The following is a 13,546-nucleotide window of genomic DNA, read 5'->3' as shown; positions in this document are numbered from 1 at the left end:
ACGGAAACGTGGAAACGTTATGTGTCATAGGTTTTTTTTAACGTTTCCATCAACGCTTGCGCCGCAGTAGAAAGCTTATGGTGTGACGAACGCAGTACGCCTACCCGTCGCTCAATCACCGGATTGTCCAGTTCCAGACACACTGCGCCCAGTTCGCTCATCTGCCTGCGGCACAGTGCAGGCACAGCGCTTCCTCCCAACCCGTTTGCCACCAGCCGCCCAACCGTAACCAGTTGATGGCTTTCCAGCGCCACTTCCAGTTGCGTTCCACTTTGTGCCAACTGTTCTTCCAGCATCAACCTGACGGCTGACGGTCGCTGGAGGGTGATAAAATCGAGCGTCAGTAAATCCCGCCAGCTTACGCGCTGCCGAGTTGCCAGTCGGGAATCAGCTGGAACAATGGCGACAAACCGATCCACGCCCAGCGGGGTAAAATGCAAATGGCCACAATAGTCAGGTTCAAAGGCAATCCCCATCTCCACGCGCCCTTCGCTCACCATTTCGATCACCTGCTCATTCACCACATCGTGCACGGTGACGTTAATCCCTGAATAACAATCGCGGAAGGTTTTCAGCACCGGAGGCAAAACGTTGGCCGCAAATGACGGCATCGCTGCCACTGACACTTTGCCTCGCCTGAGCGTGAATCGCTGACGCATGGCCTCCTCGGTGTTATCCCAGTCAGCCAGCAAAGGCCGTGCCATCGACAATAGCGTTTCACCCTCCTGGGTTAACGTCACTTTTCGCGTAGTGCGCAGCAGTAAAGCGCCCCCTAAGGCATCTTCCAGTCCTTTAATGGCAAGACTTAGCGCAGGCTGCGACATATTCAGCCTTTCACTGGCATGAGCAAAGTTCAGAGTGTGAGCTACCGCTAAAAACGCGCGTAACTGTTTGATGCTCATTTTCATTTGGCATTCCATTAACTCATTGAATACATTTAATTAACATTAAATTGATAAATAATACAAATGAATGAGTCACAAATTTAAAATTAACAAATCATTTTTTGCCCTTAATGATGTTGGAAAGGACAACTGGAGGGCAACTGTATGGCTGGGCTGGATAAACGGGTCGCTACGTATCACGAGGCGCTTGAAGGACTTACCAATGAGATGACGATTCTGGCGGGAGGTTTTGGCCTGTGCGGCATCCCGGAGAATCTGATTGCTGAAGTTCGCCACCGTGGAGTAACCGGATTAACGGTGGTTTCCAATAACTGTGGCGTAGACGGCTTTGGGCTGGGAGTACTACTGGAAACCCGACAGATCCGTAAAGTCGTCGCTTCTTATGTTGGAGAGAATGCTTTGTTTGAAAAACAGGTGCTTAACGGCGAACTGGAGGCGATTCTCACACCACAAGGAACCCTGGCAGAACAACTGCGCGCAGGCGGCGCGGGCATCCCGGCGTTTTTTACTGCCACCGGTTACGGTACTCCTGTTGCCGAAGGGAAAGAAGTCCGCGAATTCAACGGTCGCCCGTACATCATGGAACAGGCTATCACTGGTGATTTTGCCCTTGTCAAAGGCTGGAAAGCCGACTGGTACGGCAACGTGATTTATCGTCATACCGCGCAAAACTTCAACCCACTGATGGCGGCTGCCGGAAAAATCACCGTGGTGGAAGTGGAAGAAATAGTGCCACCAGGTGAACTTGATCCTGCCGCAATCCATACCCCTGGGATTTTTGTTAATCGCGTCATTCAGGGGCAATTTGAAAAACGCATTGAACAACGCACCATTAGCCGCAAAGGAGCCTGACCATGTTAACCCGTGAACAAATGGCGATGCGTGTCGCCCGCGAATTGCGCGATGGCTATTACGTCAATCTCGGCATTGGTATCCCGACCCTGGTGGCAAACTACATTCCTGATGGGATGGATGTGATGTTGCAGTCAGAAAACGGTTTGCTGGGAATGGGCGCATTTCCTACCGAAGAGGAACTGGACGCCGACATGATTAACGCCGGTAAACAAACCGTTACCGCACGGAAAGGCGCGGCAATTTTCGACTCGGCGCAATCATTCGCCATGATCCGTGGCGGTCATGTGGATCTGACCGTGCTTGGCGCATTTGAAGTGGATGTGAATGGCAACATTGCCTCATGGATGATCCCCGGCAAGATGGTTAAAGGCATGGGCGGTGCAATGGATCTGGTTGCCGGTGCCGGGAATATTATCGTGGTAATGACCCACGCCTCCAAATCCGGCGAATCCAAACTGCTTCCCGACTGTACCCTGCCGTTAACTGGCGTCGGCTGTATCAAACGCGTCTTAACCGACCTTGCTCTGCTGGAAATTGCTGACGGCGCTTTCATTCTGCGTGAGCGCGCGCCGGGAATCAGCGTTGCGGAAATCGTCACCAAAACCGCCGGTAAGTTGTTTGTGCCGGAACATGTACCGGAAATGCAATTCAACTGAGGAACCACCATGCAGGACGTTGTTATTGTTGCCGCTACGCGCACGCCGATTGGCAGTTTTCATGGCGCTCTCGCCCCACTCTCTGCGGTTGATCTCGGCGCTGCCACTATCCGTTCGTTGCTGGAGAAAACCGCACTTGCAGCAGAACAGATCGACGAAGTGATTTTCGGTCAGGTCCTGACCGCCGGAAGCGGACAAAACCCAGCACGGCAATCGGCGCTCAAAGCTGGGTTAAGCCACGATACACCCGCTGTGACCATCAACCTGGTATGTGGTTCCGGTCTTAAAGCCGTACAGCAGGCCGTGCAGGCGATCCGTTGCGGTGATGCACAGATAATTATCGCAGGTGGCCAGGAAAGCATGAGCAACGCGCCCTATTTTATTGATGGCGCGCGGGCCGGTTTACGCCTCGGACATACCAGTATGAAAGACAGCGTGGTTCATGACGGACTATGGGACGCTTTCAATGATTACCACATGGGCATTACTGCGGAAAACCTGGCGAAAAAATATGCCATCAGTCGCGAGCGCCAGGACACATTCGCACTACGTTCTCAGCAAAAAGCCGCTGCCGCAATGGAAGCCGGGCGCTTTGCAGACGAAATTACTCCGGTCAGCGTACCACAAGGTAAAAAACCACCACGCTGGGTAAATACCGACGAACAACCACGTTCCGGGACGCAACTGGAAAAACTGGCGCAACTGAAGCCGGCCTTTCTTCCGGGGGCGGGAAGCGTCACCGCAGGAAATGCCTCTTCCATCAATGATGGTGCCGCCGCAGTCATGTTAATGCGCGCCAGCAAAGCTGCTGAACTTGGCCTCCCTGTGCTGGCTCGGGTGGCCGGTTATGCCGTTTCTGGCGTCGATCCTGCCTTTATGGGCATCGGTCCGGTCGCCGCTACCCGCGAATGTCTTAAGCGTTGCGGATGGACGCTGGAAGATATTGATCTTATAGAAGCCAACGAAGCTTTCGCAGCGCAGGCGCTGGCCGTTGGCGACGAACTGAACTGGGATAGCGACAAAGTGAATGTTAACGGCGGCGCAATTGCACTTGGGCATCCTATTGGCGCTTCCGGTTGCCGCATTCTGGTCACTCTCATTTATGAAATGGCGCGACGTAATGCGCAAAAAGGGCTGGCGACGCTGTGCGTCGGTGGCGGTCAGGGCGTGGCGCTGACGCTGGAAAGAACCACAGGAGAACACCATGCAAACTGAACAATTTGCAGTACTGGGCACCGGATTGATGGGCGTGGGGATTGCCACTCATTTCGCCCGCTTTGGTCATGATATCTGGCTGTACGATACCGAGCAGAGCAGGATTGCAGAAATCCCCGTAGTGGCAGGCGGGATTCTTGATGAACTGAATAGCTGCGAACAGTTTACTGCCCCGGAAAAAGAGAATGTGCTTAAACGTCTGCACGGCACGACCTCTCTTGCTGACATCGCCGACTCGCAACTACTGATTGAGGCGATCCCGGAGCGGCTTGAACTAAAACACGCATTATATGCCGAGCTTGAAACGCTTATTTCTCCTGAGGCCATTGTCGCCAGCAATACCAGCGGTCTGCCGCCAGATGATCTGGCAGCGAAGATGCGCTACCCGCAACGACTGCTGATCGCCCATTTCTGGCATCCGCCGCACTTGATTCCGCTGGTGGAGATTGTCCCCGGCAGCGTTACCGAGCAAAAGCATTTGCACTGGCTGCAACACTTGCTTGTGTCACTGCAACTGGAAGCGGTATTGCTGGATCGCGCTGCGCCAGGATTTGTCGGCAACCGTCTGCAATTTGCACTGTTGCGTGAAGCCCTGCATATCGTAAAAAGCGGCATCGCCAGTGCCGAAGTGGTGGATCAGGTCATGCGCGCCTCGCTTGGGCGACGTTATGCCATGGTCGGCCCGCTGGAGGCCGCCGACATGACCGGACTTTCGACGGTACAGGATATTTGTCGCCATCTGCTCCCTGAACTGGCGACTGGCAGCGACATGATGTCGTTAGTTGCCGAAAAAGTGGAGCGTGGAGACATCGGCGTGCGTAGCGGTCAGGGATTTTACCGCTGGGATGAATCCCGCAAGCAGTACATCCAGCAGCGTCGGGAACATCAGCTTCGCTTCGCCCTGAAACCGTAACTTCTCTCGCTGTACCCACTATAACAACGATATTGAGGAGTCTCGATGAGTGTATTAATCGCCCTTGCCGCGCTTGGGCTGCTAATGCTGGCAGCCTATCGCGGATACAGCGTTATCCTTTTTGCCCCCATCGCGGCATTAGGCGCTGTTCTTGTCACCGATCCGGGGGCTGTTGGCCCTGCATTTACCGGCCTGTTCATGGAAAAAATGGTCGGCTTCGTGAAATTGTACTTCCCGGTGTTTCTGCTCGGAGCTGTATTCGGAAAACTGATTGAACTTTCAGGATTTTCTCGTTCGATTGTCGCTGCTGCGATCAACATTCTCGGGCGGCGGCATGCGATTCCGGTAATTGTGCTGGTATGTGCATTACTCACCTATGGCGGCGTGTCGCTGTTTGTGGTGGCATTTGCCGTTTATCCGTTCGCGGCTGAACTGTTCCGCCAGAGTAACATCCCAAAACGGCTTATACCGGCAACGGTGGCTCTGGGGGCATTCTCTTTTACTATGGACGCTCTGCCCGGCACGCCACAAATTCAGAACATTATTCCCACCAGTTTCTTTGGCACCAACGCCTGGGCCGCGCCGTGGCTGGGGTTTATTGGTTCACTGTTTATCATTGCCGTCGGGCTTATCTATCTGGAGCGGCAGCGTCGTAAAGCGCAGGCAAAAAATGAAGGTTACGGCACAGAGTTACTTAATGAACCTGAAACACCAGATAACATCAATTTACCGAACCCACTCATTGCTATTTCACCGTTGATTCTGGTGGGGCTGTTGAACTTGTTATTTACCTGGTGGATCCCTGTTTGGTACGGTGCGAGCCACCAACTGGCATTGCCGGGACTTGCCGCCCCGATTACCACAGATGTCGCCAAAATCACCGCTATCTGGGCCGTTGAAGCTGCACTCATTGCCGGAATTTTGCTGGTGGTGATTTTTGGATATCGCAATATTCATGGAAGACTGGCAGAAGGAAGCCGTACAGCGGTGGGTGGCGCAATTCTTGCCGCGATGAACACCGCCTCAGAATATGGCTTCGGTGCAGTTATCGCCGCCCTGCCCGGTTTTCTGGTGCTCTCGAAGGCGCTGGCCGCCATTCCAAATCCATTACTTAACGAAGCCATCAGCATCACCACGCTTGCCGGAATTACCGGTTCAGCTTCCGGCGGGATGAGTATTGCTCTTGCGGCTATGTCCGACACTTTTATTGCCGCTGCGCACGCTGCCAATATTCCACTGGAAGTTTTTCACCGCGTGGCATCTATGGCCAGCGGCGGCATGGATACATTGCCCCATAACGGCGCCGTGATCACCCTGCTGGCAATCACTGGGCTGAGTCACCGTCAGGCTTACGGCGGTATCTTCGCAATTACGATCATTAAAAGTCTGGCCGTGCTGTTTATCATCGGCGTGTACTACACCACCGGCATTGTCTAAGGAAAACCATCATGAATTTACAAGGTAAAACTGCGCTGGTAACGGGGTCCACCAGCGGTATTGGACTCGGTATTGCTCAGACACTGGCAAAAGCCGGCGCGCAAGTGATCCTCAACGGCTTCGGTGATGTTGACGCGGCAATCAATGCGGTTTCTCGTGTGGGTAAAACGCCTGGCTATCATGAGGCAGACCTCAGCGATGAATCGCAGATTGTCAGCATGATGGCCTACGCACGGCGGGAATTTAGCGGTGTCGACATTCTGGTGAATAACGCCGGGATCCAGTATGTCTCCCCGGTGGAATCTTTCCCGGTTGAAAAATGGAACGCCATTATCGCTATCAATCTCTCTTCGGTCTTTCACACCACGCGTCTGGCACTGCCGGAAATGCGCGCCCGTAACTGGGGGCGGATCATTAACATTGCCTCTGTGCATGGACTGGTAGCGTCGAAAGACAAATCGGCTTATGTTGCGGCAAAACATGGCGTGGTGGGACTCACAAAGACCATTGCGCTGGAGACTGCACAGACGGGTATTACCTGCAACACGCTCTGCCCTGGCTGGGTGCTGACACCGTTGGTACAACAGCAGATTGATAAGCGCATTGCGCAAGGTGAAGATGCGGGAAGCGCGCGTGACGCCTTGCTGGCAGAAAAACAGCCTTCTCGTGAATTTGTGACTCCGCAACAACTGGGTGAACTGGCTCTCTTTCTCTGTTCGGATGCGGCAGCACAAGTGCGCGGTGTAGCGTGGAATATGGATGGCGGTTGGGTAGCACAGTAAAAGTTCGCCGGATGACGCGTCATCCGGCAACGCTTTACGATTTCAACTGATAATCCAGCGTAATTTCCGCTTTCAGTACCTGTGAAACCGGGCATCCTGCTTTTGCTTTCTGGATAATGCCGTCAAAAGTGGACGCATCAATACCCGGCACGGCAACTTCGCTCTTCAGTGCGATTTTGGTTATCGCAAAACCAGCATCCACTTTATCCAGCGACACATCGGCGGTGGTATCAATCGATGTTGGCGTGAATCCCGCTTCCCCCAGCATCAGCGAAAGCGCCATTGAGAAACATGCGGCATGCGCTGCGCCAATCAGTTCTTCAGGGTTAGTTCCTTTTTCGCCTTCAAAACGCGTGTTAAACCCATACGGCTGTTGGTTCAGCACGCCGCTCTCGGTGGATACTGTCCCCTTCCCGCGTTTAATATCGCCTTCCCAGTGTGCCTGACCTTTCTTATGGATTGTCATTCTTGCTCTCCTGTGGGCTTAAAAAGGAAATTATAGACTACGTGAGAATCAGCACGAGGATAAGCAGGATATTCCGAATAAAATCAGGCGAAAATATTTCTCCTGCACTTAAATTAAACGCCCACAATAGATAACCGGAAATATATAACCCAAGAGATATTACCTCAATATAAATCAACTCATTATAATAACAATCCCCATCAATATCATGCAGTTAAAATATAAAAATCATCAACCAGGACTAATCTTAACAACGAAGCGGTAAATATTTGTCATGCTGAATGTGCTTTATAAATCTGCGATCCGTAGCAGACACCATAAATACACAGACACGGAGAATCACTATGTTTACTTATTATCAGGCAGAAAATTCAACAGCAGAACCCGCTCTGGTTAATGCCATTGAGCAAGGCCTTCGGGCAGAGCACGGTGTTGTCACTGAAGATGACATTCTCATGGAGTTGACCAAATGGGTCGAAGCCTCTGATAACGACATCCTCAGTGACATCTACCAGCAAACGATAATTTATGTGATCAGCGGCCAGCACCCTACGCTTTAAGCTGCTATGCTTGATCGGCAACCTAATTTAGGGGTTTAGCACGTGTTTCTTCGCTACGGCGATGTTGTCCTTAAAACTAGCTACAGGATTGAGGAGTACAAATGAAATCGAATCGTCAGGCACGTCATATTCTTGGACTGGATCATAAAATTTCTAACCAGCGCAAAATAGTTACCGAAGGTGACAAATCCAGCGTAGTAAATACCCCAACCGGCAGAAAACGCCCCGCTGAAAAGTAATCTTTAACAATCAGTCCTCAATGACGATTAAACACCATTGCCTGCGCAATGGTGTTTTTGTTTTTATCTGCTTTATACTTGGGGCCGACGCCCTGGCGGTAAAGCAAAGAAGATAAAAGCACCCCAGGGATGGATATTCAAAAAAGAGTGAGTGACATGGAACCAAAAACAAAAAAACAGCGTTCGCTTTATATTCCTTACGCTGGCCCTGTACTGCTGGAATTTCCGTTGTTGAATAAAGGCAGCGCCTTCAGCATGGAAGAACGCCGTAACTTCAACCTGCTGGGGTTACTGCCGGAAGTGGTCGAAACCATCGAAGAACAAGCGGAACGTGCGTGGATCCAGTATCAGGGATTCAAAACCGAAATCGACAAGCACATCTATCTGCGTAATATCCAGGACACCAACGAAACCCTCTTCTACCGTCTGGTAAACAATCATCTTGATGAGATGATGCCTGTTATTTATACCCCAACCGTCGGCGCAGCCTGTGAGCGTTTTTCTGAGATCTACCGTCGTTCACGCGGCGTATTTATCTCTTACCAGAACCGCCACAATATGGACGATATTCTGCAAAACGTGCCGAACCATAATATCAAAGTGATTGTGGTGACCGACGGCGAACGTATTCTGGGGCTTGGTGACCAGGGCATCGGCGGGATGGGCATTCCAATTGGTAAACTGTCGCTCTATACCGCCTGTGGCGGTATCAGCCCGGCGTATACGCTGCCGGTGGTGCTGGATGTCGGCACTAATAACCAGCAACTGCTTAACGATCCGCTGTATATGGGCTGGCGTAACCCGCGTATTACAGACGACGAATACTATGAATTTGTTGACGAGTTTATCCAGGCAGTGAAACAACGCTGGCCGGACGTGCTGTTACAGTTTGAAGACTTCGCGCAAAAAAATGCGATGCCACTGCTTAACCGCTATCGCAATGAAATTTGTTCCTTTAATGATGATATTCAGGGAACCGCGGCGGTAACGGTAGGCACACTGATCGCGGCAAGTCGCGCGGCAGGCGGTCAGTTAAGCGAGAAAAAAATCGTCTTCCTCGGTGCAGGTTCAGCGGGATGCGGCATTGCCGAAATGATCATCGCCCAGACCCAGCGCGAAGGATTAAGCGAGGAAGCGGCGCGGCAGAAAGTCTTTATGGTCGATCGCTTTGGCCTGCTGACCGACAAGATGCCGAACTTGCTACCTTTCCAGACCAAACTGGTGCAGAAGCGCGAAAACCTCAGTGACTGGGATACCGACAGCGATGTGCTGTCACTGCTGGATGTGGTGCGCAATGTCAAACCTGATATTCTGATTGGTGTCTCCGGACAGGCCGGGCTTTTCACCGAAGAAATCATCCGTGAGATGCACAAACACTGTCCGCGTCCGATCGTGATGCCGCTGTCTAACCCGACCTCACGCGTGGAAGCCACACCGCAGGACATTATCGCCTGGACCGAAGGTAACGCGCTGGTCGCCACTGGCAGTCCGTTTAACCCAGTGGTATGGAAAGATAAAATCTACCCTATCGCCCAGTGTAACAACGCCTTTATTTTCCCGGGCATCGGGCTGGGCGTTATTGCTTCCGGCGCGTCACGTATCACCGATGAGATGCTGATGTCGGCAAGTGAAACGCTTGCTCAGTATTCGCCGCTGGTCCTGAACGGCGAAGGTCTGGTACTACCGGAACTGAAAGATATTCAGAAAGTCTCCCGCGCAATTGCGTTTGCGGTTGGCAAAATGGCGCAGCAGCAAGGCGTGGCGGTGAAAACGTCTGCCGAAGCTTTGCAACAAGCCATTGACGATAATTTCTGGCAAGCCGAATACCGCGACTACCGCCGTACCTCCATCTAAGCCTGCGCCCGGTAGTGAAGGCTACCGGGCAATTTTTCTCTCCCTTTTTCAGATCTCATCCATACTGGGTAGTGGCAAATAAATCTCATTTGCCTCACCTGCTATGCAGAACATCATCCGAAAAGGAGGAACTATGAAGGCTGCGGTTGTTACGAAGGATCATCATGTTGACGTTACGGATAAAACACTGCGCTCACTGAAACATGGCGAAGCCCTGCTGAAAATGGAGTGTTGTGGTGTATGTCATACCGATCTTCATGTTAAGAATGGCGATTTTGGAGATAAGACCGGTGTGATTTTGGGTCATGAAGGTATTGGTGTGGTGGCAGAAGTGGGCCCAGGTGTCACCTCATTAAAACCAGGCGATCGTGCCAGCGTGGCGTGGTTTTACGAAGGATGCGGTCATTGCGAATACTGTAATAGTGGTAACGAAACCCTCTGTCGTTCGGTAAAAAATGCCGGATACAGCGTTGATGGCGGGATGGCGGAAGAGTGCATCGTGGTCGCCGATTACGCGGTAAAAGTGCCAGATGGTCTGGACTCGGCGGCGGCCAGCAGCATTACCTGTGCGGGGGTCACCACCTACAAAGCCGTTAAGCTGTCAAAAATTCGTCCAGGGCAGTGGATTGCTATCTACGGTCTTGGCGGTCTGGGTAACCTCGCCCTGCAATACGCGAAGAATGTCTTTAACGCCAAAGTGATCGCCATTGATGTCAATGATGAGCAGTTAAAACTGGCAACCGAAATGGGTGCAGATTTAGCGATTAACTCACGCACCGAAGACGCCGCCAAAATTGTGCAGGAGAAAACCGGTGGCGCTCACGCTGCGGTGGTAACAGCAGTAGCTAAAGCTGCGTTTAACTCGGCAGTTGATGCTGTCCGTGCAGGTGGGCGTGTTGTGGCAGTCGGTCTGCCGCCGGAGTCTATGAGCCTGGATATCCCACGCCTTGTGCTGGATGGCATTGAAGTGGTCGGTTCGCTGGTCGGCACGCGCCAGGATCTAACCGAAGCCTTCCAGTTTGCCGCCGAAGGCAAAGTGGTGCCGAAAGTCGCCCTGCGTCCGTTAGCGGACATCAACACCATCTTTACCGAGATGGAAGAAGGCAAAATCCGTGGCCGTATGGTGATTGATTTCCGCCGCTAAGAGGCCTTTGCTGCGACTGCCATGTTCGGGTCGCAGCATCGCACACTCTCCAACATGAAATGGCTAAATGGATTATTGTTGCGTAGGAAGGAACAATAATGATAGTGTTCCCAGTGAAGGAACACTACTGAGAGTAAAGACACTGATGAAAATGGCCAATCATCCCCGCCCGGGGGACATTATTCAGGAATCACTGGACGAACTTAATGTCAGCCTGCGCGAGTTTGCCAGAGCAATGGAAATTGCGCCCTCAACGGCAAGCCGATTGCTGACCGGAAAAGCAGCTTTGACGCCAGAAATGGCAATTAAACTTTCCGTGGTGATCGGCAGTTCGCCGCAAATGTGGCTGAATCTGCAAAACGCCTGGAGTCTGGCAGAGGCAGAAAAAACGGTCGATGTGTCGCGACTGCGCCGTCTGGCTGCGCAGTAAATATTTACTCATTTCCGACCGCTGGATTTCTCTGCGACACCTGTTTCGAAAGGAAATCGACAAGCAACTCCAGCGGAAATACAGTATCTTTTGTCTGGCGCAATTCCTCCAGTGACCACCAGCGGTGATCGCCTATAACGAGCTTTTCATGATGACTCCAGCCAGAAAATTCAGTCTCTTTTTGCGCTACGCGGATCATAAAGAAACGCTCATCGGCGATAACGCTTTCTCCGCTCGGTAACATCATGGTGAATCTTTGGCTGGCTATTTGTGGTCCGGCTGACTGGCGGGAAATGCCTGTTTCTTCCTGCAACTCCCTTAACGCAGCCTCTTCGAAAGACTCGTTATGTTCCAACCCACCACCAGGCGTAGCCCAGTATTGTCTTCCGGTAAGGGCATCATCAGTATGCTGAAAACGAAATAACAGCACCCGATTATCGGCGCTGAGAACAAATAATCTTGCTGCAGGGCGTTTACGCATAATAACCTCCATGTCAGATAAAAAAATGGCGCCTTTTACAGCGCCATTTTCAGCTTAAAGTTCAAAAGAGATTATATCCCTTCTTCACTCTCTTTTTTCGCTTCTGCCTTCTCGATTTCACGATACCAGCGCGGATGGTGTTTCTTCGCCCAGCGACGGCTCACCTTCCCTTCGATCATCCCTTTAATCGACCCTTTCACCCAGAATGCCATATACATATGGATCAGGATGGCGTGGATCAGGATGATGCCCGCAGCCGCGTGGATCAGCAGGCTATAACGGACAACCTGCATCGGGAAGTACTGCGCAAAGTACGGACGCCAGATAATCACCCCGGTCACCAGCAGCACAAAAATCATGCTCATGATCGACCAGAACATCATCTTCTGTCCGGCGTTGTACTTACCAACATCCGCCACTTTGTGCTCATTGCCTTTCAATACTTCAACAATGTTCAACAGCCACGGAATATCTTTCTTATCCGGGATGTTGTGATGCACAAAGCGGAAGAACATAAACATCAGCGCGACGAAAATCGCAATGCCGAAGAACGGGTGCAAAATGCGCCCCATCTGCGGCGTACCGAAGGTTTGTGTCAGCCATTGCAGCGTCGGGAAGAAGAACGAAATCCCGGACAGCGCCACCAGGAAGAAGCAAATCACCACGGTCCAGTGACAGGCGCGATCAATAAACTTGGTGCGCACAATCATTTTCGACTTACTCATGATGCTCCTCCTCGTCATCGTCCACTTCCTTATTCGGGCCAATACCGATGTAGTGGAAAATCAACCCAGCAAAAGTGGCGATAAAGCCAGCCGCTGCCAGCGGTTTCAACGCGCCTTTCCACAGGTTTACCGAGGTGTCGATCTTCGGATCTTTCGGCAGACCGTGATACAGCTCCGGCTGATCGGCGTGATGCAGCACGTACATGACGTGCGTACCACCGACACCTTCCGGGTTGTAGACGCCAGCATGTTCGTAACCACGCGCTTTCAGTTTCGCCACGCGCTGTTCCGCCAGCTCCAGCATCTCCTTTTTGGTGCCGAAGTGGATAGCCCCGGTCGGACAAGTTTTCACACAAGCCGGTTCCTGACCGACGCTGACGCGATCGACGCAGAGTGTGCATTTATATACCCGGTTATCCTCTTTGTTGAGGCGCGGAATATTAAACGGACACCCGGCAATGCAGTAACCACAGCCGATGCAGTTTTCCGACTGGAAATCGACAATCCCGTTAGCGTACTGAATGATTGCACCAGCAGACGGGCACGCCTTCAGGCAGCCCGGATCTTCACAGTGCATACAGCCGTCTTTACGGATCAGCCACTCCAGCTTGCCGTTCTGTTCGGTTTCGCTAAAGCGCATCACCGTCCAGGACTTGGCGCTCAGATCGGCGGGGTTATCGTAAACCCCGACGCAGTGCCCCACTTCATCACGGATGTCGTTCCACTCCGAACACGCCACCTGACAGGCTTTACAGCCGATACAGGTGGAAACGTCGATAAGTTTCGCGACTTCTGCTTTGTAATCACGCACCTGAGAAGGCGGCGTGATGGAGTTAGTTGCGGACCTTTTGATAATGTCCTGCGTTTCCATAGCCATCTGTTCG

16 protein-coding genes are annotated in these 13,546 nt (G+C 52.1%); 11 read left to right on the top strand and 5 right to left on the bottom strand.

Features of this window, described 5'->3' with window-relative positions; genetic code table 11:
• Window positions 1–17: 17 nt before the first annotated feature.
• Window positions 18–908 carry a LysR family transcriptional regulator gene (locus tag FEK43_RS03880; RefSeq protein ID WP_130210491.1) on the bottom strand — a complete coding sequence of 297 codons (891 nt, stop codon included), beginning with the start codon at window positions 906–908 and terminating at the stop codon, window positions 18–20.
• Window positions 909–1,049: 141 nt separating this feature from the next.
• Between FEK43_RS03880 and FEK43_RS03875 the strand changes: the two genes are divergently transcribed.
• The 6 genes from FEK43_RS03875 to FEK43_RS03850 are packed head-to-tail and all read left to right on the top strand — an operon-like array spanning window position 1,050 to window position 6,763.
• The gene (locus FEK43_RS03875) at window positions 1,050–1,757 is read left to right on the top strand and encodes a CoA transferase subunit A (RefSeq protein ID WP_135406595.1); all 708 of its coding nucleotides are present in this window, start codon (window positions 1,050–1,052) and stop codon (window positions 1,755–1,757) included.
• 2 nt (window positions 1,758–1,759) lie between these two features.
• On the top strand, window positions 1,760–2,416 hold the full coding sequence (locus FEK43_RS03870) for a CoA transferase subunit B (protein ID WP_135406593.1): 657 nt from the start codon (window positions 1,760–1,762) through the stop codon (window positions 2,414–2,416).
• Window positions 2,417–2,425: 9 nt separating this feature from the next.
• Complete coding sequence (locus FEK43_RS03865; protein WP_135406591.1) at window positions 2,426–3,631, top strand: acetyl-CoA C-acetyltransferase; 1,206 nt, start codon at window positions 2,426–2,428, stop codon at window positions 3,629–3,631.
• A complete protein-coding gene (locus FEK43_RS03860; protein WP_135406588.1) occupies window positions 3,621–4,544 on the top strand; it encodes a 3-hydroxyacyl-CoA dehydrogenase family protein in 924 nt (307 codons plus the stop codon). Before FEK43_RS03865 ends, FEK43_RS03860 begins: the two co-directional genes overlap by 11 nt.
• 45 nt (window positions 4,545–4,589) lie before the next feature.
• A complete protein-coding gene (locus FEK43_RS03855) occupies window positions 4,590–5,981 on the top strand; it encodes a GntP family permease (RefSeq protein WP_130224856.1) in 1,392 nt (463 codons plus the stop codon).
• Window positions 5,982–5,992: 11 nt separating this feature from the next.
• Window positions 5,993–6,763 (top strand): 3-hydroxybutyrate dehydrogenase, encoded by a 771-nt coding sequence (locus FEK43_RS03850; protein ID WP_130210503.1) that lies wholly within the window; start codon window positions 5,993–5,995, stop codon window positions 6,761–6,763.
• Window positions 6,764–6,797: 34 nt separating this feature from the next.
• Here the strand turns inward: FEK43_RS03850 and osmC are convergent, their stop codons facing one another.
• Window positions 6,798–7,229 (bottom strand): peroxiredoxin OsmC, encoded by a 432-nt coding sequence (gene osmC / locus FEK43_RS03845; protein ID WP_000152305.1) that lies wholly within the window; start codon window positions 7,227–7,229, stop codon window positions 6,798–6,800.
• Between the two features lie 344 nt (window positions 7,230–7,573).
• Here osmC and bdm point away from each other — a divergent pair, with 344 nt between their 5' ends.
• The 5 genes from bdm (at window position 7,574) to FEK43_RS03820 (ending at window position 11,456) form a co-directional block, all read left to right on the top strand.
• Window positions 7,574–7,789, top strand: a complete 216-nt coding sequence (bdm, locus tag FEK43_RS03840; RefSeq protein ID WP_130210505.1) for a biofilm-dependent modulation protein — start codon at window positions 7,574–7,576, stop codon at window positions 7,787–7,789.
• 101 nt (window positions 7,790–7,890) lie between these two features.
• Complete coding sequence (sra, locus tag FEK43_RS03835; protein ID WP_000841557.1) at window positions 7,891–8,028, top strand: stationary-phase-induced ribosome-associated protein; 138 nt, start codon at window positions 7,891–7,893, stop codon at window positions 8,026–8,028.
• 156 nt (window positions 8,029–8,184) lie between these two features.
• Complete coding sequence (gene maeA, locus FEK43_RS03830; RefSeq protein ID WP_024166593.1) at window positions 8,185–9,882, top strand: malate dehydrogenase; 1,698 nt, start codon at window positions 8,185–8,187, stop codon at window positions 9,880–9,882.
• A gap of 133 nt (window positions 9,883–10,015) precedes the next feature.
• A complete protein-coding gene (gene adhP, locus FEK43_RS03825) occupies window positions 10,016–11,026 on the top strand; it encodes an alcohol dehydrogenase AdhP (RefSeq protein WP_000642407.1) in 1,011 nt (336 codons plus the stop codon).
• A gap of 145 nt (window positions 11,027–11,171) precedes the next feature.
• Window positions 11,172–11,456 (top strand): HigA family addiction module antitoxin, encoded by a 285-nt coding sequence (locus FEK43_RS03820; protein ID WP_004975840.1) that lies wholly within the window; start codon window positions 11,172–11,174, stop codon window positions 11,454–11,456.
• Window positions 11,457–11,460: 4 nt separating this feature from the next.
• On the opposite strand, the gene FEK43_RS03815 is transcribed toward FEK43_RS03820, so the two are convergent.
• The 3 genes from FEK43_RS03815 to fdnH form a co-directional block, all read right to left on the bottom strand.
• The gene (locus FEK43_RS03815) at window positions 11,461–11,937 is read right to left on the bottom strand and encodes an NUDIX domain-containing protein (RefSeq protein ID WP_135406586.1); all 477 of its coding nucleotides are present in this window, start codon (window positions 11,935–11,937) and stop codon (window positions 11,461–11,463) included.
• Between the two features lie 71 nt (window positions 11,938–12,008).
• Entirely contained in the window at window positions 12,009–12,662 is a 654-nt protein-coding gene (gene fdnI / locus FEK43_RS03810) for a formate dehydrogenase-N subunit gamma (protein WP_000045638.1), read from the bottom strand.
• Window positions 12,655–13,539 carry a formate dehydrogenase N subunit beta gene (gene fdnH, locus FEK43_RS03805; protein WP_001240581.1) on the bottom strand — a complete coding sequence of 295 codons (885 nt, stop codon included), beginning with the start codon at window positions 13,537–13,539 and terminating at the stop codon, window positions 12,655–12,657. Before fdnH ends, fdnI begins: the two co-directional genes overlap by 8 nt.
• Between the last annotated feature and the right edge of the window lie 7 nt (window positions 13,540–13,546).

Origin of the sequence: Escherichia sp. E2562 (assembly GCF_005781075.1) — a bacterium.
Lineage (GTDB): Bacteria > Pseudomonadota > Gammaproteobacteria > Enterobacterales > Enterobacteriaceae > Escherichia.
This window is presented reverse-complemented; position numbering and strand designations above follow the sequence as displayed.

Bases quoted from the DNA above. Each gene is read 5' to 3' on its own strand.
- FEK43_RS03860 (WP_135406588.1), top strand. From the start codon at position 3,621: ATGCAAACTGAACAATTTGCAGTACTGGGCACCGGATTGATGGGCGTG.
- bdm (WP_130210505.1), top strand. From the start codon at position 7,574: ATGTTTACTTATTATCAGGCAGAAAATTCAACAGCAGAACCCGCTCTG.
- FEK43_RS03865 (WP_135406591.1), top strand. From the start codon at position 2,426: ATGCAGGACGTTGTTATTGTTGCCGCTACGCGCACGCCGATTGGCAGT.
- FEK43_RS03815 (WP_135406586.1), bottom strand. From the start codon at position 11,937: ATGCGTAAACGCCCTGCAGCAAGATTATTTGTTCTCAGCGCCGATAAT.
- FEK43_RS03875 (WP_135406595.1), top strand. From the start codon at position 1,050: ATGGCTGGGCTGGATAAACGGGTCGCTACGTATCACGAGGCGCTTGAA.
- fdnI (WP_000045638.1), bottom strand. From the start codon at position 12,662: ATGAGTAAGTCGAAAATGATTGTGCGCACCAAGTTTATTGATCGCGCC.
- osmC (WP_000152305.1), bottom strand. From the start codon at position 7,229: ATGACAATCCATAAGAAAGGTCAGGCACACTGGGAAGGCGATATTAAA.
- sra (WP_000841557.1), top strand. From the start codon at position 7,891: ATGAAATCGAATCGTCAGGCACGTCATATTCTTGGACTGGATCATAAA.
- FEK43_RS03870 (WP_135406593.1), top strand. From the start codon at position 1,760: ATGTTAACCCGTGAACAAATGGCGATGCGTGTCGCCCGCGAATTGCGC.
- fdnH (WP_001240581.1), bottom strand. From the start codon at position 13,539: ATGGCTATGGAAACGCAGGACATTATCAAAAGGTCCGCAACTAACTCC.
- FEK43_RS03820 (WP_004975840.1), top strand. From the start codon at position 11,172: ATGAAAATGGCCAATCATCCCCGCCCGGGGGACATTATTCAGGAATCA.
- FEK43_RS03855 (WP_130224856.1), top strand. From the start codon at position 4,590: ATGAGTGTATTAATCGCCCTTGCCGCGCTTGGGCTGCTAATGCTGGCA.
- maeA (WP_024166593.1), top strand. From the start codon at position 8,185: ATGGAACCAAAAACAAAAAAACAGCGTTCGCTTTATATTCCTTACGCT.
- FEK43_RS03850 (WP_130210503.1), top strand. From the start codon at position 5,993: ATGAATTTACAAGGTAAAACTGCGCTGGTAACGGGGTCCACCAGCGGT.
- adhP (WP_000642407.1), top strand. From the start codon at position 10,016: ATGAAGGCTGCGGTTGTTACGAAGGATCATCATGTTGACGTTACGGAT.
- FEK43_RS03880 (WP_130210491.1), bottom strand. From the start codon at position 908: ATGAAAATGAGCATCAAACAGTTACGCGCGTTTTTAGCGGTAGCTCAC.